The sequence below is a fragment of the Roseovarius mucosus genome (assembly GCF_002080415.1).
GTDB classification, from domain to species: Bacteria; Pseudomonadota; Alphaproteobacteria; order Rhodobacterales; family Rhodobacteraceae; genus Roseovarius; species Roseovarius mucosus_A.
In genome coordinates this window covers 3911227-3930820 of record NZ_CP020474.1, presented here as the reverse complement: position 1 = coordinate 3930820, position 19594 = coordinate 3911227, and the positions used below count along the sequence as shown (strand labels likewise).

The 19594-nt window shown below is 62.1% G+C and carries 18 protein-coding genes; 12 read left to right on the top strand and 6 right to left on the bottom strand.

What is annotated here, in order from left to right; all coding sequences use genetic code 11:
* Window positions 1-75: 75 nt before the first annotated feature.
* Window positions 76-2355 (bottom strand): NADP-dependent malic enzyme, encoded by a 2280-nt coding sequence (locus tag ROSMUCSMR3_RS18780; RefSeq protein ID WP_081508351.1) that lies wholly within the window; start codon window positions 2353-2355, stop codon window positions 76-78.
* 203 nt (window positions 2356-2558) lie between these two features.
* Between ROSMUCSMR3_RS18780 and upp the strand changes: the two genes are divergently transcribed.
* Together upp and ROSMUCSMR3_RS18770 are read left to right on the top strand one after the other, a co-directional pair.
* A complete protein-coding gene (gene upp / locus ROSMUCSMR3_RS18775; protein WP_008282044.1) occupies window positions 2559-3191 on the top strand; it encodes a uracil phosphoribosyltransferase in 633 nt (210 codons plus the stop codon).
* A gap of 65 nt (window positions 3192-3256) precedes the next feature.
* A complete protein-coding gene (locus ROSMUCSMR3_RS18770) occupies window positions 3257-4732 on the top strand; it encodes an SPOR domain-containing protein (RefSeq protein ID WP_081508350.1) in 1476 nt (491 codons plus the stop codon).
* A 15-nt stretch (window positions 4733-4747) separates the two neighbouring features.
* Here ROSMUCSMR3_RS18770 and ROSMUCSMR3_RS18765 read toward each other — a convergent pair whose 3' ends face one another.
* The 4 genes from ROSMUCSMR3_RS18765 to ROSMUCSMR3_RS18750 form a co-directional block, all read right to left on the bottom strand.
* Window positions 4748-5746 carry a type I glyceraldehyde-3-phosphate dehydrogenase gene (locus ROSMUCSMR3_RS18765; protein ID WP_081508349.1) on the bottom strand — a complete coding sequence of 333 codons (999 nt, stop codon included), beginning with the start codon at window positions 5744-5746 and terminating at the stop codon, window positions 4748-4750.
* Between the two features lie 107 nt (window positions 5747-5853).
* Window positions 5854-6516 carry a Hint domain-containing protein gene (locus ROSMUCSMR3_RS18760; protein ID WP_237183485.1) on the bottom strand — a complete coding sequence of 221 codons (663 nt, stop codon included), beginning with the start codon at window positions 6514-6516 and terminating at the stop codon, window positions 5854-5856.
* A gap of 210 nt (window positions 6517-6726) precedes the next feature.
* Window positions 6727-7368 (bottom strand): sulfotransferase family 2 domain-containing protein, encoded by a 642-nt coding sequence (locus tag ROSMUCSMR3_RS18755; RefSeq protein WP_081508347.1) that lies wholly within the window; start codon window positions 7366-7368, stop codon window positions 6727-6729.
* Window positions 7369-7420: 52 nt separating this feature from the next.
* Window positions 7421-9022, bottom strand: coding sequence for a choice-of-anchor L domain-containing protein (locus ROSMUCSMR3_RS18750; protein ID WP_081508346.1), 1602 nt, complete (start codon window positions 9020-9022; stop codon window positions 7421-7423).
* A 178-nt stretch (window positions 9023-9200) separates the two neighbouring features.
* Here ROSMUCSMR3_RS18750 and htpX point away from each other — a divergent pair, with 178 nt between their 5' ends.
* Window positions 9201-10061, top strand: a complete 861-nt coding sequence (gene htpX, locus ROSMUCSMR3_RS18745) for a zinc metalloprotease HtpX (RefSeq protein WP_081508345.1) — start codon at window positions 9201-9203, stop codon at window positions 10059-10061.
* 497 nt (window positions 10062-10558) lie between these two features.
* Window positions 10559-10957, top strand: a complete 399-nt coding sequence (locus ROSMUCSMR3_RS21340) for a hypothetical protein (protein WP_157667359.1) — start codon at window positions 10559-10561, stop codon at window positions 10955-10957.
* Between the two features lie 141 nt (window positions 10958-11098).
* On the opposite strand, the gene ROSMUCSMR3_RS18740 is transcribed toward ROSMUCSMR3_RS21340, so the two are convergent.
* On the bottom strand, window positions 11099-11584 hold the full coding sequence (locus tag ROSMUCSMR3_RS18740; RefSeq protein ID WP_081508344.1) for a YHS domain-containing (seleno)protein: 486 nt from the start codon (window positions 11582-11584) through the stop codon (window positions 11099-11101).
* Window positions 11585-11732: 148 nt separating this feature from the next.
* Between ROSMUCSMR3_RS18740 and ROSMUCSMR3_RS18735 the strand changes: the two genes are divergently transcribed.
* The 8 genes from ROSMUCSMR3_RS18735 (at window position 11733) to ROSMUCSMR3_RS18700 (ending at window position 19559) form a co-directional block, all read left to right on the top strand.
* The gene (locus ROSMUCSMR3_RS18735; RefSeq protein WP_081508343.1) at window positions 11733-12215 is read left to right on the top strand and encodes a thioesterase family protein; all 483 of its coding nucleotides are present in this window, start codon (window positions 11733-11735) and stop codon (window positions 12213-12215) included.
* 8 nt (window positions 12216-12223) lie between these two features.
* The gene (locus tag ROSMUCSMR3_RS18730; protein ID WP_081508342.1) at window positions 12224-13144 is read left to right on the top strand and encodes a branched-chain amino acid ABC transporter permease; all 921 of its coding nucleotides are present in this window, start codon (window positions 12224-12226) and stop codon (window positions 13142-13144) included.
* The gene (locus tag ROSMUCSMR3_RS18725) at window positions 13141-14124 is read left to right on the top strand and encodes a branched-chain amino acid ABC transporter permease (protein WP_081508341.1); all 984 of its coding nucleotides are present in this window, start codon (window positions 13141-13143) and stop codon (window positions 14122-14124) included. The genes ROSMUCSMR3_RS18730 and ROSMUCSMR3_RS18725 overlap by 4 nt, the downstream gene beginning before the upstream one ends.
* A complete protein-coding gene (locus ROSMUCSMR3_RS18720) occupies window positions 14117-14881 on the top strand; it encodes an ABC transporter ATP-binding protein (protein WP_008282031.1) in 765 nt (254 codons plus the stop codon). The genes ROSMUCSMR3_RS18725 and ROSMUCSMR3_RS18720 overlap by 8 nt, the downstream gene beginning before the upstream one ends.
* Complete coding sequence (locus ROSMUCSMR3_RS18715; protein ID WP_081508340.1) at window positions 14878-15567, top strand: ABC transporter ATP-binding protein; 690 nt, start codon at window positions 14878-14880, stop codon at window positions 15565-15567. Before ROSMUCSMR3_RS18720 ends, ROSMUCSMR3_RS18715 begins: the two co-directional genes overlap by 4 nt.
* Window positions 15568-15713: 146 nt before the next feature.
* Window positions 15714-16673 carry an ABC transporter permease gene (locus tag ROSMUCSMR3_RS18710; RefSeq protein ID WP_081508339.1) on the top strand — a complete coding sequence of 320 codons (960 nt, stop codon included), beginning with the start codon at window positions 15714-15716 and terminating at the stop codon, window positions 16671-16673.
* Window positions 16670-17521 (top strand): ABC transporter permease, encoded by an 852-nt coding sequence (locus ROSMUCSMR3_RS18705; RefSeq protein ID WP_081508338.1) that lies wholly within the window; start codon window positions 16670-16672, stop codon window positions 17519-17521. The genes ROSMUCSMR3_RS18710 and ROSMUCSMR3_RS18705 overlap by 4 nt, the downstream gene beginning before the upstream one ends.
* A gap of 1 nt (window position 17522) precedes the next feature.
* Window positions 17523-19559, top strand: a complete 2037-nt coding sequence (locus tag ROSMUCSMR3_RS18700; RefSeq protein WP_081508337.1) for an ABC transporter ATP-binding protein — start codon at window positions 17523-17525, stop codon at window positions 19557-19559.
* Window positions 19560-19594 lie beyond the last annotated feature (35 nt).

Sequence of the window (19594 nt, the reverse complement as noted above, 5' to 3'; positions counted from 1 at the left end):
CTTTGTTTGTTCATCTCACCGGAAATTGCCAGCGACTTTGCAAACCTGCAAAGAATTCGCCTGCAAACCCTGATTCTACCCGTAATGCGCCACCGGCGTCCCCGCGATGGCCGCCATATTGAGCAGCCCCCGCGCGGTGATCGACGGCGTGACGATATGCGCCCGGTTGCCCATCCCCATCAGGATCGGCCCCACTTCCAGACCGCCCGCTTTCATCTTGAGGATGTTACGCACCCCCGACGCCGCATCGGCATAGGCAAAGACCAGCACATTCGCCGCGCCCTGCATCCGGTTGCCCGGCAACAGCCGCTCGCGCAATTCGGGGTCAAGGGCGGCATCAATCGTCATCTCACCCTCATAGGTGAAATCGCGCGGCGCCTGATCCAAGAGCGCAATCGCCTGCCGCAACCTTTCCGCACCTTCATCCGGCTGGTTGCCGAATTGCGACTGCGAACAAAACGCCACCTTGGGCGCAATGCCGAACCGCCGAACATGCCGCGCCGCACCAATCGCGGTCTCAGCCAATTGCGCCGCATTCGGCGTCACGCGCACATGGGTGTCCGCAATAAAGAGCGGCCCGTCTTCGAGGATCATCATGCTCAATGCGCCATGCGGACGGCGGCTGACGTCTTCCAGAACATTGGTCACATATTTCATATGCCAGCGGAACTCGCCAAAGGTGCCGCAGATCAGGCTATCGGCCTCATTGCGATAGACCATTACCGCGCCAATCGCGGTGGTATTGGTGCGCATAATTGCCCGCGCCAGATCAGGCGTGACCCCTTTGCGCGCCATGACCCCGTGATAGGTCTCCCAATAGTCGCGATAGCGCGGGTCATCCTGCGGGTTCACGATATTGAAATCCCGCTCTGGCCGGATCGACAGCCCAGCCCGCTCGCACCGCCGCGCGATCACTTCGGGACGTCCGATCAGGATCGGCTGCTCTGTCGTTTCCTCCAGAATAGCCTGCGCCGCGCGCAAAACCCGCTCATCCTCACCCTCGGCAAAGACGATGCGCCGCGAAGCGGTGGAGGCCGCCTGAAACACCGGCCGCATCAGCAGCGCCGATTTGAACTTGCTGGCATCCAGACCCGCCTTATAGGCCTCCAGATCCGCCATCGGCCGCGTCGCCACGCCGCTCTCCATCGCCGCCCGCGCCACGGCGGTCGACACAACCCCGGACAGGCGCGGATCAAACGGCTTGGGGATCAGGTAATCCGCGCCGAATGTCATCTGCTCGCCATGATAGGCCGCCGCCGCCTCTGCACTGGTCGAGGCGCGTGCCAATTCTGCAATGCCCTGAACACACGCCACCTGCATTGCGTCGTTGATCTCGGTTGCGCCCACGTCCAGCGCGCCCCGGAAAATGAACGGGAAACACAGCACGTTATTGACCTGATTTGGGAAATCCGAGCGCCCGGTCGCAATAATCGCATCCGGCACCGCCTCACGCGCCAAATCTGGCATGATTTCGGGGTTTGGGTTGGCCAGAGCAAAGACAATAGGCCGCTTGCCCATCTTCTTTACCATCTCCGGCGTCATGATATTCGCGCCCGATAGCCCAAGGAACAGGTCCGCGCCCGCGATGACATCGTCAAGGCTGCGCAAATCCGTCGCCTGCGCAAAGGCCGCCTTTTCCCGGTTCATGTCTGCCTCACGGCCCACATGCACCAGCCCGTGAATATCGCACAGCCAGATATTCTCGCGCTTCACGCCCAGCTTGACCAACATGTTGAGACAGGCAATGCCCGCCGCCCCACCACCGGTCGAGACCACTTTGATTTCCTCAAACGTCTTGCCCGCAACATGCAACGCATTGGTGGCCGCCGCGCCCACCACGATTGCCGTGCCATGTTGATCGTCATGGAATACCGGAATATTCATCCGCTCACGGCAAATTCGTTCAACGATGAAACAATCCGGTGCCTTGATATCTTCAAGGTTGATCGCCCCAAAGGTCGGCTCCAACGCACAGACAATCGCCGCCAGCTTTTCCGGGTCGCTCTCGTTCACTTCGATGTCGAAACAGTCGATATTGGCGAACTTCTTGAAAAGGACCGCCTTGCCCTCCATCACGGGCTTAGAGGCCAGCGCGCCGATATTGCCAAGCCCCAGAACCGCCGAGCCATTGGTGACAACCGCCACCAGATTGCCCCGCGTGGTGTATTTCGAGGCATTGGCCGGATCGGCCTTGATCTCCAAACAGGCCTCCGCCACGCCGGGGCTATAGGCGCGCGACAGATCGCGTCCATTGGCCATCGGCTTGGTCGCGCGGATCTCCAGCTTCCCGGGCCGGGGCTGCGCGTGATAATCGAGCGCCGCCTGACGGGTGGCTTCCTTTTGGCTGTCGGTCATGGTCCTCATCTCCCTGCGGGCAATATAGTTTAATATTAAACTACCGCTACGGCATGCTCATACCATGCCCCCGCGATTTTTCAAGCCCGAGCTTGCACCGCCGCGCCGCGCCGCGCAATGCCGATTGCATGCCTGCATCGCAGCGTTGCCCTTGGCGGCGTTTTCTGGAATGACGGATTACACCGCAGCGCAAGAGGCCCGTCATGTTTCCGAATCTCACCATCGTCGATCACCCGCTCGTTCAGCACAAACTGACCCTGATGCGGCAAAAGGAAACCTCCACAGCCGTCTTCCGCCAGCTCCTGCGCGAAATCAGCCAGTTGCTCGCCTATGAGGTCACGCGCGAATTGCCAATGACCACCCGCGCCATCGACACGCCGCTTATGGAAATGGACGCGCCAGTCTTGGCCGGGCGCAAGTTGGCGCTCATCTCGATTCTGCGCGCGGGCAACGGCCTGCTCGACGGCATGTTGGAACTGATCCCCTCGGCGCGCGTGGGTTTTGTCGGGCTCTACCGGGACGAGGCAACGCTGCAACCCGTGAAATACTACTTCAAGGTGCCTGAACAACTTGGCGAGCGCCTCTCGATTGTGGTCGATCCGATGCTGGCCACCGGCAATTCCTCTGCGGCGGCTGTCTCTATGCTCAAGGATGCAGGGGCCCGTGACATCCGTTTTCTCTGTCTGCTCGCCGCCCCCGAAGGCGTCGCGCGCATGCAAGAGGCGCATCCTGATGTGCCCGTCGTCACAGCCGCGCTCGACAAGCGCTTGAATGACAAGGGTTATATCCTTCCGGGACTAGGGGATGCGGGTGACCGCATGTTCGGCACTAAATAAGCCAATCACTGTTTACTAAACGGCAAAAATAAGGCAACCTGCACCCAATTGATGTTGGGGGCGTAATGAGATTTTCATCACTTGCCATTCTGGCCTCGACAGTGCTGCTGCTTGGCACGGTCGACCTTTCCGCGCAGTCTCTTCGCGGCTCTTCGGAGCCGGCGGAGTTTCCACCCTCCAGCTTTCAGGGTCGGCAATATGTCGACAGTGCCGGCTGTGTGTTCGTGCGCGCGGGCGTTGCGGGAAATGTAACCTGGGTGCCACGCATGACACGTGGCCGCGACCATCTCTGTGGCTTCCAGCCTAGTCTTGCGCCCAGCGTTCAGGCCGCCGCCCCTGCCCCGGCGCAACCCGTGGCACAGGCCGCCCCACGCACGCAGCCAGCCGCCCCAGCGCCAAGCGTCGCCACGGCACCAGCCCCAGCGCCGCGCACGGCCACGGCACCTGCCCCCGCACCACGCGTCGCCACGGCACCGGCCCCCGCACCGCGCGTCGTCCGGCAACCGGCCCCCGTCGCTGCGGTCCAACCACAACGCCGCACCGCCTCTGCCCAAGCGCCGCTCAGCGCGCTTCGGCCCGAGGCTGATCCGCGCCCCTTGGCCCTTCGTCCCGTGACGGCCCGCGCCGCGGCACCGGCGACCGCGCCCAAAACCACACCAATTGCCAAAACCTCTGGCAAGGCCGTGCGCCTGACACAGCCTGACCCGGCACAAAGCGCTTGCGCGAACCTAACTGCGGTCTCGGCGGCCTATACTGTGCAGCATAATGGCTCGCCGGTGCGCTGCGGCCCGCAAAGATCACCGCATGTGACCTATGCCAGCGGCAGCAACACGGGCCGCACGCTTGCCCCACGCCCCGGCACCCCGGCCACCCCTGAAACCGTGCCCGCCTATACCCGCGTCGCCCCGGCGCGTGTCTATGCCAGCCAAAAGACCAGCCTCGTCGGTATCTCGGTTCCCCCCGGCATGCAGCCGGTGTGGGAGGATGACCGCCTCAACCCCTACCGAGCGCACCAAACCTTTGAAGGGCGCGAACAGATGTTGGTGATGTGGACAAACACCGTGCCGCAGCGCCTTATCGACCGGCGCACGGGTGCCGATGTGATTCACCAATTCCCCGGCCTGCAACCGCCCTACACCAGCTTCGAGGCGCAGCGCGCCGCCGGTGTCACCGTCGCAACCCAAGGGCGCCACGTGCCCGCCCCGATGACGACCCGGCAACTGGCGCAATTGCGCACCGAGCCTGCGCAAGCAGCCCCGCGCACCACAGTCTCGACCCGCTCAGCGCCTGCGACGACCGCCCAGACTGCGCCCAGCCATCGCTACGCTCAGGCCGGTCTCTTTGCCGATGCGGCGCAGGCTCAGGCCGCCGCACAGCGCATCGCGGCCGCAGGGCTTCCAGCGCGGCGTGGCACTGTGACACGCGACGGACGCGCCCTGACCCTCGTGCTGGCTGGTCCTTTTGCCACACAATCGCAGCTCGACGCCGGGGCTGATCGCCTGCGTGCGATGGGCTTTGCCAATGTGAGCTTGCGCAAATAAAATCCGGGCGGCGGCCTATCCCCGCCGCCCGATCAACCGCGCCATATCCAGCATACGGCAGGAAAATCCCCATTCGTTGTCATACCAGCCAAAGACGCGCAGCAATCCGCCCACCGATACAGAGGTTTGCGGCCCTGCTACGATCAGGCTCTCGGGACGCGCGCGCAGATCCGACGACACCAGCGGTGCCTCGGTCCAGCCCAGCCATATATGACGTTCCGCCGCCTCTTGCAAAAGCGTGTTGACCCCCGCGACCGTCACATCGGCCTGCAATTGCACCACCAGATCAATACAGGACACGCTCGCCACCGGCACCCGGATCGCCCGCGCCTCGATCCGCCCCTTCAACCCCGGCAGAACCAGCCCGGTCTGATGCTGGGCGCTTGTCGTCGTGGGCACCATCGACAGGGCGGCGGCACGGCTGCGCTCGGGCGCATCGCGGGGCTTGTCCACCGTAGGCTGGCTGCCGGTATAACAATGCACCGTCGTCATTTGCCCGCTGACAATGCCATAGGCCTCATCCAAGAGCCGCGCCAAAGGTGCCAGGGCATTCGTGGTGCACGAAGCGTTGGAGATGATCCGATGCGACCCAAGATCGCCCTCATTGGCCCCGATCACAAGCGTCGCATCCGCCTCTGCCGATGGGCCCGAAACCAACACGGCCCGCGCCCCCGCCACCAACCCCCGCTCGGCCACGGCGCGCGTGCCGCCCATACCGGTACACTCCAGCACCAGATCAACCCCGCTCAAATCGAGCGTGCTCAGATCACGAGCCGCATGAAACGGGATTTCCTGCCCATCCACGATCAGCACACCGGGACGGGTGGTTACGACACCGGGCCAGGGGCCAAAGACGCTGTCATATTGAAACAGATAGGCGCAGGTCTCTAGCGGCTCGATATCGTTGATGCACACCAGTTCAAACGCGGCCCCCTCGCGCATCAAGATCCGCAGGATTGTGCGACCGATCCGGCCAAACCCGTTGATGGCAATGCGAATGGGGTCCTCTGACATGGCATCCTCCGAGCAGACAGGTCAATACGTCTGACATTGCTGCGCGCCGTCTGGAAACACCAGCCCCGAAACACAATTTGATCAAATTCAGCGCATCGGCCTGCCGGTCAGACAAAAACCCTAGGGCCGGGCGGCGTCACCCCATCCTGCAGGGTCGTAGACGTCTCCAGCCGCGCCATTGCCAGAACCAAACCCCGCGCCTCGGCCAGCGGCAGCACGTGATACCGTGGCCCTGCATGCTCTTGCGCGTAATCCAGCAGGTTGCACGACGCCGGGCAAAGCGCCATCAACCCGTTTTCGGCAAAGATCACCTGTTCGCTCTCGAAATGCAACACGACCACCTCTGCGCCCTGCGTGGGCGGCACCCGCGTGACCCCCGGCACCGCCTCGAGCGCCACACCGGGCAAGAGCGCAAAGGGATCCCCCCAGAGCGTTTCAGCAAGATCGCTTTCAAGCATCAGCACCTGATGTGGCATAACCCGCACCGGCGCGCGGTTTCCCAGCACCCCGCGCCCCACATCCAGCGGCCAAAACCGCGAAGGGCAAGCGCCTTCACCCGTCCAGACCGGAATCCGCGTAACGCCACAGAGCGGTTGCACGCCCGCATCAAAGGTCACAACCCGGTCACCCGCACAGAGCGCCTGAACCGGACGCCAGCCATGGCCCGTGGCCACCCGCGTCCCGCTCAAAAGCCCGCTTTGCACGCCCGCAGGCTCTTCGACCTGCGTCCGCGCCGCCCCGCGTTCACTGATGCCAAACCAACCCAGCATACCCGCGTCGATCCCTTTCCCGATACAACCCATCCTGTTTCGTCAACAGGCCAACACTCCGATAAGCTGACTAAGCCATGGTTAACATGACCCGTTTTTGCTCGGATTCCGGCAGGAATAAGGCACCGTTGCGGCCAAGTGGACAACGCCGCCAAAGCCGTGCGATTGGCACAAACACCCCATGCAATCTTAACAAACGATCAAGGACGGTCAGAACTGATACCCGAATCGCGCGATGTCTTCGGCGGCACAATCCGCTACGATCTGCGCTGTGCGGCTGTCGTAATAGTCCTTATACGGCCCCCGCTCCGACGTATTGAACGGTGCTACCGTCACCGCGAATCCCAGATGCGCCCAGAGCGGGGCGGCATCGGTCTCCAAATGCTCTAGCCGGATGAAAAGACGGCAATATTCACGCCCATCCGCCGCCGTCACATAATGCCGCGCCGGGGTCGCGCGCAGGGCGGCCTGTGTCTCTGGCGCGGCCAGAAACGCAGGAAACGGCAGGTCCTTGGCCAGATGCACCGCCGAATGATCAAACTCTTGGCCGCGCAGCCAGTGATAATAGCTTACCATCCGGTCCCAAGGGTTGCGCACCAACGTAAAGACAAAGAACGCGCTCAGCGTCTCTTGGCTTACCAGCCCGTCGATATCGGCCAAGGTCGAATGTTTCCAAAGCCGCCCGCGCGCCTCAACCCCCTTCAACCGCGCCCGCCTGCGCCGCGCCTTGGGCGTGTCACCGATCAGGATGTCCTCGGCCTGCGCCCGCCCCTCCAGCGCCAACGCCATCGCGGTGCCGCCAGTCTTGGGGATATGCACAAAGATAAACTTGCGTCCGGGCGAAATAATCATGTCGCTACCCTAGCCGCTGCGCCGCGACGTGAAAGCCCTTTTCGCGCGCACCTCAACGCATTGCGTCAACCAACACCTGCGCCTCATGCGCCCGCAACCCAGAGCGCGCGCTTGGCCCATAGCCTGCCCCACCCTCGGCAAATATCACCGGAAAAAGACGCCGCAATTCGGCCTCTGTCGCGGCATCGAAACTGCCATGCGTCACCGGCCCGGGATGATAGCTCTCACTCCAGAGCCCGTTACCCCGCACGATCTCGTGCTGGTCAAACAGCAGATGCACATACACCACCGGCGCACCATCAACCCGCCGCGTGATAGAGCACTCATTGATCAGCGCCGCCGCCTTGACCAAAACCTGATGCGTGCCAAACAGCAATTCCGCATGTGGCGACGCCAACAGGATGCGGTGATTGGGCGACAGCTCCAACGCGTCATGCCGCCCCAGCGCATTGGCCGCAAGCGCCACCGGCGCATCCGCGCCCTCTGCCCGTCGCAGGCTTCGCCCGATCCAGCGCAGAGCTTGGGGGCCGTGATCCAGCGTCAGCACCAGATCCCCCGGCTTTAATGTCTCGATCGCGACTGCGCCCTCGGGCGTGTCAATCTGCGTGCCTTCGGTAAAACAGGGGGCCACCGTATTGATCGTGATGAACCCGACATCGGTGTTGCCGAACGTGTCTGCCACTGTATAGGACAGCATGTTCGACGCGCCCACCTCCTCTCCAGACGACACAAGAACAAAGCCCGTCGCCGTGATCTGAAGCGTCTCCCCGGTGCTGAGGATCACCGTATCGCCGGCAACCACCGGCTGACCATTGACCTCGGTGATCGTCAGCGTGCCGCCCGCCGCATTCGAATCATTCGCCAAAAGATCCGTTTCAACTTGCGAAAACCGCGTCACATCGATGATATCGTCGCCCGCAATAAGTGATGTCTGGATCGAGTTCCCGGCAATCAACAGGTTGCTGTCCAGCGCCCCATCGCCACCATCGGCAATACCGATCTTGATCGTGTTCACCTCGCCCGGCACCACCGGTGCCTTGAGGGTCAGCGTTACCGTGAACCCGTCCATCTCGGTGTTGTAGGTATCTGCGGACGAGGAATTGTCCATGTAGAGGTTAGAGTTACTTATATTGTTGATGTTGTTGATGGTGATGTCGCCTGTGCCCACCGTCAACTCGGCCTGCACCCCGTTGACCCAGACCCCGACCGAGTCGTTGAATCCGGTGTTGACCCATTCAAGATATTCCTCGGACGAGAACACGATCTGCATGGTCAGCGTGCTGCCTTCGGGGATGAACTCCGCCTCGAAAATCGCCGCGTCAAAGGTCTCCTGCCCCGAGATCGTCGATAGATCGGCATCCCCCGCCAAGCCATGATCGGTCGAGCTGTCCAGCAAAAGGTTCGGATCCCCCAGCAAATTAAGCAGGCTGACCTCGTTGGTCACCGACGTGGCCATGCCCGTGGATAGGATCACGCCCGTATCCGACGGTGTCAGCTCCGGCGAAACCGCGTCGCCATTGCTGTAAATCCCCGAGGCGCTGGCGGCCCCTGTATAGCTGGCCGAGACAATCGTGATGCCGTGACCGAACACGGCTTCGGCCATGTCCATTGCACTGGCAGAGGTATCAATCGGCAGTTCTGCGGCTGTGGCCATCTCATATCTCCGTCGGACTCAACGGAAAGCCTGCCGCGTAAACCCCAAGGACCGTTTAATGCCAGAGCACCCTCATGCCCCGATTACCTTGGATTTTAACGAACCCAGCCTCCCGCGAGAGGCTTGCAAGCGCCGTGCCAACCGCCATATTTGGCGCAGAAACAAAAGGGGGAACCCGATGGGCTATCTGCGCACAGGCATTTTGATGGCGGCGATGACCGCACTCTTTCTGGGCATAGGCGCGCTTTTGGGCGGCATGGGCGGCGCGCTCTTTGCGCTGATCGTGGCCCTCGCCACGAACGCCTTTAGCTGGTGGAATTCAGACCGGATGGTGCTGCGCATGCACAATGCCCGCCCCGCCTCTGGCCCCGAAGGCGCGGCGCTTACCCAAATGGTGCATGACATGGCCGATGCCGCCGGCATGCCGCGCCCGGCGGTCTATATCCTCGACAACGATCAGCCCAACGCCTTTGCCACCGGGCGCAACCCGGCCAATGCCGCTGTCGCCGCCACCACCGGCCTCTTGCGCCATCTCAGCCGCGAGGAAATCGCCGCCGTCATGGCGCATGAGCTGGCCCATATCCGCAACCACGACACTACGATCATGACCGTGACGGCCACCTTTGCCGGGGCCATCTCGATGTTGGCCAATTTCGCGATGTTCTTCGGCGGCAACCGCAACAACGGCATGGGCCTCATTGGCACGCTGGCGCTGATGATCCTCGCCCCCCTTGCGGCGGGCCTTGTGCAGATGGCGATAAGCCGTAGCCGCGAATACGAGGCCGACCGCATCGGGGCCGAAATCTGCGGCAACCCGCTCTGGCTCGCATCGGCGCTCGAGAAAATCTCGGGCCTCGCCGCCCGCATCGACAATGACGCCGCCGAGCGCAACCCGGCCACAGCGCATATGTTCATCATCAACCCGCTGCACGCCCATGCCCATGACAAACTCTTCTCCACCCACCCCAACCCCGCCAACCGCATCCGCGCCCTGCGCGAGATGGCAGGAGAGCGCGCCCAAAGGGGACCTTGGGCGTGAGGGGGAACCCCGGAGTCTTAATCCCAAGACCGCAGTTACGATAGCGGCCACACGCCCCAAATCCCAATGCGCGGAATCAAGGTGCCGCAGGCACCGCCGCGCAGCGGTCATGCCGAAGGCATGCCTCTGGCATGGTCCGCCCCCTCGGGCGGGCGCTTTTGCGACCTCACGCCAAACTGATACTGCGGACGGATTTGGTAGGCATAAACTGCCAGCCGATGAGGTTGAAGCGCCCACCCGGCGGACAGGCCCCGCGCGGCAGCACCTTGTGTCCGCTCATCGACGATACGAGTGCCAAGCGCGAGGCTGCCACGGCGCATCGGATCACGATAGCAATGCTGAACTACGCACCAAGGCCACCAATGCGCAGGAAGCGGAGTTTGCAAAGTTTGGGCAGTTTCCTGACACCAAACCTTCAAGCTGAGGGCTGCAAATTCCGGGTGAGAGCCCATTGTGTCGCTTGTTTTAGAACTCACACACGATAGAATAATTTCATTATGGATTTCCCCCCTTGGTTGCCTAAATCTGATTATTCAAAACGAGGCATGCTTCTTGAGCTAGCGCGATGCATTTTTGAGATGCATTACAGGGAAGAAATTCATGCCGTTAGAGGCCCCATGAGAACCTTCGACAACATGTGTAATGGTGATCTGGAAAGCGCAGCTTCGGTTTTGCAAATGTCAGGATTTATTCAATACATAGACGACATTTGTCGGCGAAGCGTATTTCTTTGTGAACCCTACGAATTTGAAGGGGTCGCAGACTCAAAGATGGCCAACGAAATTGATGCCGAAATAGTAAGAGAAGCTGTGATTAGGCTTGCTAATGGCAATGTTCGGTCGAGTTTGGGGATCCAGAAACTTGCTAAAGAAGCAACAAACGAACCTAGATCATGAAGGTCTGAAAACGCCCGCATTGCGTGAGTTCGCGATCTGCGCAGCGAAGGTCGACTGTCGCAAATTCGCATCAAAAGCCGTGTCCACTCCGGGCCGGAACCCGTCACACACGGATAAACCCCAAGGCTCCACTAACCCCCATTACCCCTCCCCCTTCAACACTTCCGGCCACCGTGCATCCCCCCGCGCGATGAACCCCGGCACATCCGCCTGCCATTTCGCGGCAATGTCATCGTTGTAATTGAGGTAGAGCTTGCCCTCCACAATCGCCCAATTCTCTGGCTGGGTGGAAAAGAGCTGGCCCTTCTCCGCCACCGCCCAGGCGCAGAACCCGCCATATTGCGGCGCGTAGCGGGCGGGGTCAGCGGCAAAGGCATCGCGGTTCTCGGCACTGGCGAAATGCCATGTCGCCCCGTTCCAGTCGAAACTATGCGCAGGCAATCCCGCCACCGGGCGGCCTTCGGTGAAATACCCCACCGGATCAGTGCCGCCCAGCGCCACGCCCTCTGTCGCAAATACCGGCACCGCTGCCAGTTCCTCTAACCCGGCCCGTCCCCAGACAAAATAGCCCAGCGCACCGGCCCCAACCAGAACCGCCCCCGCCAAAATCCTGCGCCGTGTGATCATCCTACCCATCCCGTCCTAAGCCATCCTGCGCCATAGCTAAGCACGCCGCCCTGAAATCCAAATCACGAAATCGCCAGTGCCCCCTTGCCATTGCCATTCCCGCCGCAAATCCCCTAAAAGGCTGGCAAACCAACCGCCCGGAGGCCCGATGCCAGACGCCCAGCCCTTCCTCTCCGCGTTCCACCCGGTCGAAGAGGGCTGGATCGACTATAACGGCCATATGAATATGGGCTATTACACCGTGCTCTTTGACCGCTGCGCCGATGAGGCGTTCGAAGAGATGGGCTTTGGCCCCGACTACCGCGCCACCCGCAACCTCACCACCTTCAGCGCTGAATTCCACATCCGCTACCTGCGCGAGGTGAAATTGGGCGATCAGCTGCGCAGCAGCTTTTATCTGCTCGACCATGACGGCAAACGCTTTCACTTCTTTCAGCAACTCTATCACAGCGACGGCTGGATCGCCGCCACCGGCGAGGGGCTGACCCTGCATGTAGACCTGAACGGCCCACGCGTCGTGCCCATGCCCGAGGATGTCGCCGCCCGCGTGGCCGCCATGGCAAAGGCGCATGCCGCCCTGCCCCGCCCCGATGGCATCGGCCGTCGTATCGGCCTCAAACCCAAAGGCTGACACAGGCAATGTCCGCCGTGCTGCTCATCGAACAGGCCCTCAACGGGCTGCAATTCGGGGTTATGTTGTTCCTCATGGCCGCCGGGCTAACGCTCATTTTCGGCGTGATGGGGCTGATCAATCTCGCCCATGGCTCGCTCTATATGATCGGGGCCTTTGCCGCCGCTTGGGTGGCGGGGCTGACCGGCTCGTTCCTCTTGGCCCTCGCCGCCAGCCTCGCCGCCGCCGCGGTGGCGGGCGTGCTCATTGAGCTGCTCGTCATCCGCCGCCTCTACGACCGCGACCACCTCGATCAGGTCTTGGCCACCTTTGCGCTGATCCTCATCCTGTCCGAAGGCACCCGCTGGGTCTTTGGCTCTTTCCCGCTCTATCTCGATACGCCCGACTGGCTGTCGGGCACGCTGCGCCTGCCGTTTGGCATCGACTATTCGCGCTACCGCCTTGCGATGATCGGCGCAGGGCTGGTGATCGCCGCCGCGCTCTTTGCCATGATCTCGAAAACCCGCCTCGGCATCCGCATCCGCGCAGGCGAAAATGACCGCGAGATGATCGCGGCCTTGGGCGTCAATATCTCGGCGCTCTATACGCTGGTCTTTGCCCTCGGTGCTGCGCTTGCGGGCCTTGCCGGCGCACTCATCGGCGCCATTCAATCGGTGCAGGTGGGTATGGGCGAGCCGGTGCTGATCCTTGCTTTCGTGGTCATCGTGATCGGCGGCATCGGCTCGATCAAGGGGGCCTTTATCGGCGCGCTGCTGGTCGGCCTCACTGATACCTTGGGCCGCGCCCTCCTGCCTTCAGCTTTCGCCACCTTCCTAGAGCCAGCAGCGGCCAATTCGGTCGGCGCGTCGCTGGCCTCTATGGCGATCTACATCCTCATGGCGGGCGTGCTGATCTTTCGGCCCCGTGGCCTCTTCGGGGCCGCGACATGAGCCGTGAAACCCTGCTCAACGCCGCCCTCATGGCCATACTTCTGCTTTTCCCCCTCTACGCTTGGGCCACGGACGAGCCGTTTCTCATCACCCTCACCACCCGCGCCGTGATCCTCGCCATCGCCGGGGTCGGCCTCAACATTGCGCTCGGCTTCGGCGGCCTCGTCAGCTTTGGTCACGCACTCTTCTTCGGGCTGGGCGGCTATGCCATGGGCATCCTCGCCTTTCACGCCCAGACCTACACCAGCGTCACCGACTGGCCCCTGACGATTCCCGGCACCAAATCCATGCCGGTGATCTGGATCATCGCCACACTCACCTCGGCTCTCGCCGCCCTCGCCGTGGGCGCGCTTTCGTTGCGCACAACAGGCGTCTATTTCATCATGATCACCCTCGCCTTTTCGCAGATGTTCTACTATTTCGCGATCTCCTGGCCCGCCTATGGCGGTGAAGACGGTCTCTCGATCTATGTCCGCAACGGCTTTCCGGGCCTCAACACCATGGACCCGATCCAGTTCTTTGCGCTCTGCTATGGCCTGTTGGCGTTGATCCTTTTCTTCACCGCCCGCCTTGCCCGCTCTCCTTTCGGCCTCATGCTGGGGGCCGCGCGGCAGAACGAGGCGCGCGTTGCCGCCGTGGGCCACCGCCCCTATCGGCTCTATCTCATCGCCTTCACGCTCTCGGGCGCGATCACCGGGCTTGCGGGCGCGCTCTTTGCCGATCTCAATCGCTTTGTCAGCCCGGTGATGTTCTCGTGGCAAACCTCGGGCGAGATCATGGTGTTTGTGATCTTGGGCGGTGTCGGCCGCGTCTTTGGCCCGGTCGCGGGGGCCGCGCTCTTTATCCTGCTCGAACACAGCTTGGGCGGCCTCAGCGACTATTGGCACATCTACTTGGGCGCGATCCTGCTTGGCACCGTGCTTTTCGCACGCGGCGGGCTCTTTGGGCTACTTGCCGGACGGGGGCAGCCGCATGACTGATCCCATTCTCGCCATATCTGGCCTCAGCAAAAGCTTTGGCGCGCTCACCGCCAGCCGCGACATCACACTCGATCTCAAACCGGGCGAAATACACGCCCTGATCGGCCCCAACGGCGCGGGCAAATCCACCTTGATTGCCCAAATCGCAGGCGCGCTGCGCCCCGACGCAGGCCGAATTCTCTTTGCCGGGCAGGATGTGACCGCCCTCGATACAGCAGCGCGCGCGCGGCTTGGCATGGCACGCACGTTTCAGATTTCGGCCCTGCCGATGGAGTATACCGTGCTGCAAAACGCCATTCTGGGCGCGCTTGGCCAGCGTGGCGATGTCGTGCGCTTCCTGCGCCCCGTGTTGCGCGATGCCGATCTGCGCACCCGCGCCGAAGCGGCCCTGGATACCGTGGGCTTGTCAGACGCCCGCAACACCCGCTGCGCCGAGCTGTCGCACGGCCAACGCCGCCAGTTGGAGGTGGCCATTGCCCTTACGCTCCGCCCCCGCGCCTTTCTCATGGATGAACCCATGGCCGGTCTTGGTGCCGATGGCACCCGCGCGCTGACCACGCTTCTGGATGGCCTGCGCGCCGAGGCCCCGATCCTGCTGGTCGAGCATGACATGGACGCGGTCTTTGCTCTCGCAGACCGGATCAGCGTGCTGGTCTATGGCCAGATCATCGCCACCGGCACCGTAGACGAGATCCGGCGCGACCCCGAGGTGCGCAGCGCCTATTTGGGTGACGACATGGACGAGGCCACGGCATGACACTCCTCTCCCTCCGCCAGATCACCGCCTCTTACGGCGCAAGTCAGGCGCTCTTTGATGTTAACCTCTCAGTCAGCGAAGGCGAGGTGGTGGCCCTTATGGGCCGCAACGGCATGGGCAAATCCACCACGGTCAAGGTGATCTGCCGCCTCCTGCGCCAGAGTGGCGGCACCGCCACCTTTGCCGGGCGAGACCTCAGCGGCATGCCCGCGCACCGCGCCGCCCGCGCGGGAATCGGCCTTGTCCCCGAGGGGCGGCGCTGCTTCGCCAGCCTTACGGTGCGCGAGAACCTGATCGCAGCCGCCCGCCCCGGCCCTTGGGACATGGCCGCCGTCACCCGGCTCTTTCCGCGTTTAGCTGAACGGCAGGATCAGATCGCCGCGTCCCTCTCGGGCGGCGAACAACAGATGCTGGCAATCGGACGCGCGCTGATGACCAACCCCCGTCTTTTGATCCTCGACGAGGCGACCGAAGGATTGGCCCCCGTTGTGCGTCAGGAAATCTGGGCAGCGCTCGCCCGCCTCAAATCCGAAACCGGCATGGCGCTTTTGGTGATCGACAAATCCATCCGCGAACTCGCCCGCGTCGCCGATAGCGCCGTGATCCTTGAAAAGGGGCGCTCCGTCTGGACCGGAACCTTTCGCGCGCTCACCCCAGAGATCACCGATACCTATCTTGGTGTCTAGAATATCGCCGGACCTTACAAAACTCGCCCCGATTTGTAAGCTCTGTAAGGTTTGCGCTCAAGAATTTCTCGACGGCTGCGTCACGACTGGTCTAGTCTGCCAGCAGGCGGGGGTTGGGGACCTTTGCCGCATTGGGGACAGAACAGATGTTTTCTCTGATTTTTAAGCGGTTGGCGCTTGGGCTGGTTACCATTTGGCTGGTCTCTGTCCTCATTTTCCTTGGGGTCGAGGCCCTGCCCGGGGATGCCTGCACCGCCGTTCTCGAACGCGATGCCCATGGCGAGGCCTTGGAAAAATGTCGTGAAGTCATGGGCTTAAACGCGCCTGCGCTCAGCCGCTATCTCTCGTGGGCGGCCTCTGCGGTACAGGGCGAATTTGGGGTTTCCGCCAATGGACAAGAACGCATAAGCAACCTGGTAGGCTACCGCCTTCGCAATTCCCTGATGCTCGCCGCTGGAGCGCTAAGTGTTGGAATTCCCTTGTCAATTTTTCTTGGTGCTGTGGCTGGACTGCGGCGCGACACATGGCTCGACATCCTCTTTTCAACTGGTGCGATCCTCGCGATGACGATCCCCGAATTCGTCGCCGCCACGATTTTGATCCTAGTCTTCGCGATCTGGCTTGGCTGGGTTCCGGCTATCGTCCTCACGCCGGCCGATGCCCAACCTCTTGAATTCTTTCCGGAATTCATCCTGGCAGCGGTGGTTTTGACCTTGCTTATGGTGGCCCATATCATGCGCATGGTGCGCTCTTCGGTAATCGACGTGATGGCCAGCGACTATGTGCAAATGGCCACACTCAAGGGCGTTCCCTACTGGCAAATCGTTTTTCGCCATGCGCTGCCCAACGCCCTCTTGCCCGCGATCAACATCATCGCGCTCACTGTGGCATGGCTTTTGGGCGGGGTGGTTGTGGTCGAAGTTGTCTTTAATTATCCGGGGCTTGGTCGATTGCTGATTGATGCGATTTCGGGTCGTGACCTGCCTGTGGTGCAGGCCATCACCCTTATTGTCGCCGCGACCTATGTGGCGATCAACCTTATCGCCGACATCCTCAGCCTCGCGCTCAACCCGCGCCTGCGCAGCCACCATATGAGGCAAGGGTGATCCGGCTTTTGGAAATCCTGCGCGCCATGACGCACCGCCCATCCGGCGCCATCGGGCTTGGCATTGTTGTCTTTCATCTCTGTCTGGCAATCATCAGCCCTTGGATTGTTCCCTTTGATTACAAAGAGATGAACGCACTCCAAACGCTCGCCGGTCCCTCATCCGAACATTGGTTCGGCACCGATCATCTGGGCCGCGACGTATTCAGCCGAGTGCTCTTGGGCGGGCGCGAAGCACTGCTGGTCACCGGCATCGCCACCCCCATCGCCCTTCTCTGGGGCGGTCTCTTGGGCGTCTACCTCGGCCTGCGCGGTGGATGGGAGGACGAAATCACCCTGCGCCTCGTCGATGCCTTTCTCGCCCTACCCGGCATCCTGCCTCTCTTGGTGCTCATCACCGTCTTTGGCAGCGGCGGCGAGGTCTTGTTGCCGACATTGGCGTTTTTCTTTGGGATTCCAGTGATCCGCGTCGCCCGCGCCGCAGCCCATGAGGTGGTCGCCCGCGATTTCATCGCCGCCGCGCGCGCACGCGGACATCGCCCGATTGACATCGTGCGCCGCGAACTCTTGCCCAATGTGACCGATGTCCTGTTGGTTGAAGGCGCAATGCGCTGGTCTTGGATGCTCTTGGGCTTTTCAGCACTGTCGTTTCTGGGCTTTGGCGTGGCTCCGCCCCGTCCCGATTGGGGGCTGATGGTCTCGGATGCGCGTGTTTATATGTCGCTGGCACCATGGGGGGTGATCGCCCCGGTTGTGGCCCTGTCCAGCCTGATCATCGGGATCAATCTCACGGCGGACGCGCTTGCCAAGACGCTTGGCCTTGATCAAAGCCGGGCAGCAGTGGTGTGACATGAGCCAGCCCCCCCTCCTCGATATCCGGCGGCTTTGCATTGGCTTTCGTGGGCGTTCAGGTCAGGTCTTGCCTGTGCTCCACGAGGTCGACCTGACTGTGTGTCGCGGAGAAACCCTTGGGATCGTTGGCGAAAGCGGCTCTGGCAAGAGTACGCTGGCGCTGGCCGCGATGGGCTATCTCAAGCACGGTCTGCAAAAGCTCTCGGGCGAGGTGATCTATGACGGGGCGGACATGTTCGCGCGTTCGGATCGGGAGCTCGCGAAAATCCGCGGGGGGCAATTGGGCCTCATTCCACAAAACTCGGGGCAATCGCTGACCCCGACATTGCGCATCGGGCGGCAAATTTACGAGGCTCTGCGCCTGCATTGCAACCTGCCTAGGTCGGAACATCCCAAACGGGCCCGCGATCTTTTGGCCCAAGTACGCCTGCCCGATCCTGACGCCATCCTGCGGCGCTATCCGCATGAGCTTTCTGGCGGGCAACAACAGCGTGTGGCGATCGCCATGGCCCTCGCTGGCGAGCCAGACGCGCTTTTGCTGGACGAGCCAACCACCGGCCTTGATGTCACCACACAGGCGCATATCCTTGACCTGTTGCACGATCTGGCGCGCACGCGCAACATGGCAATGGTCTATGTCAGCCATGATCTGGGCGTCATCGCGCGGGTCTGCGACCGGGTGCAAGTGCTCTATGCCGGTGAAGCCGTGCTGACAGGACCAACCCGAGACCTGCTGCGCCGTCCCGCACATCCCTATGCACGCAGCCTTCTGGCCTCTATCCCCCGCCTCGGAGACCGGACCCTGCCGCGCGCGTTGGAGGGACGGCCGCCAGGGCCTGCAACCGCCCGCTTGGGCTGTGCTTTTTCCCCGCGCTGTGCCTTGGCAACCGAAACCTGTCAGACAGTGCGCCCCCCCTTGGTAGAAGGTGAAGCGGGGCAAATGACCCGGTGCCATTACCCCGATCAGGTTGCGGCGATGCCCCCGGCGCAGGCAGGGCAGGCACTGACATGCTGCACGGGGGACAGTCCCCTTGCCCTATCGCTCGACAGCGTCGCAATCCGCTATGGCCGTCCCGGTGTTTTCGCGCGGCTCACAGGGCAGCCATTACCGCCCGCGACCGTGGATGGGATCACGCTGAACCTTCGGCGCGGCGAGACTTTGGGATTGGTGGGTGAATCCGGCAGCGGCAAATCCACCATCCTCAAATCCATCGCCGGTCTCTTGCCGCCTGCCAAGGGTCAGATCAGTCTTGGGGATGGCACGGCACTGCCCTCGATGGTCGAACACCGCCGCCCCGATCATCTGCGGCGCCTTCAGATGATTTTCCAGAACCCCGACGACAGCCTCAATCCGCGCCAGACGGTGCAGGACATTCTGGCACAGCCCCTCAGGCTTTATTTCGGGCTCAAGGATCGCGCCCTGCGCGACCGCGCCGCCGAATTGCTCGAAACGGTACGGCTTGGGGCACATTACCTTGACCGCCGACCGGGGCAGCTGTCGGGGGGCGAAAAACAGCGCGTGGCCGTAGCACGCGCCTTTGCCGCCGAACCTGACGTCGTGCTCTGCGACGAGATCACCTCGGCGCTCGATGTCTCGGTGCAGGCGGCAGTTCTGGAATTGCTGAACGATCTCAAAGGCCTGCATGGCACGGCTTTTGTCTTTGTCAGCCATGACCTGACCGTGGTACGGGCCCTGTCTGACCGGGTTGCAGTGCTCTATCAGGGGCGGTTATGTGAAATCGGTCCGGTTGCAGCGGTCTATACCGCGCCTTCACACCCCTATACCGAGGCGTTGCTGGGTGCAGTGCTGGAACCGGACCCGGATCTTGCACCCCGGCTTCTGGCACAGGATACGGTGGAACTGTCGCCCCCCGCGCGCGGGTGTCCGTTCCAACGCCGCTGCCCGGTCAAGCGCGGTGAGATTTGCGAAACCGAAACGCCGCCCGCGCGCGACGCTGGCAATGAGCATCTCATCCACTGCCATATTCCGGTTGCCGAATTACGTGATTTTCAATCCCTGACCCAGAAATCTTGAACGGATTTCGACAGGTTTTCTTTTTCAAAGCACGG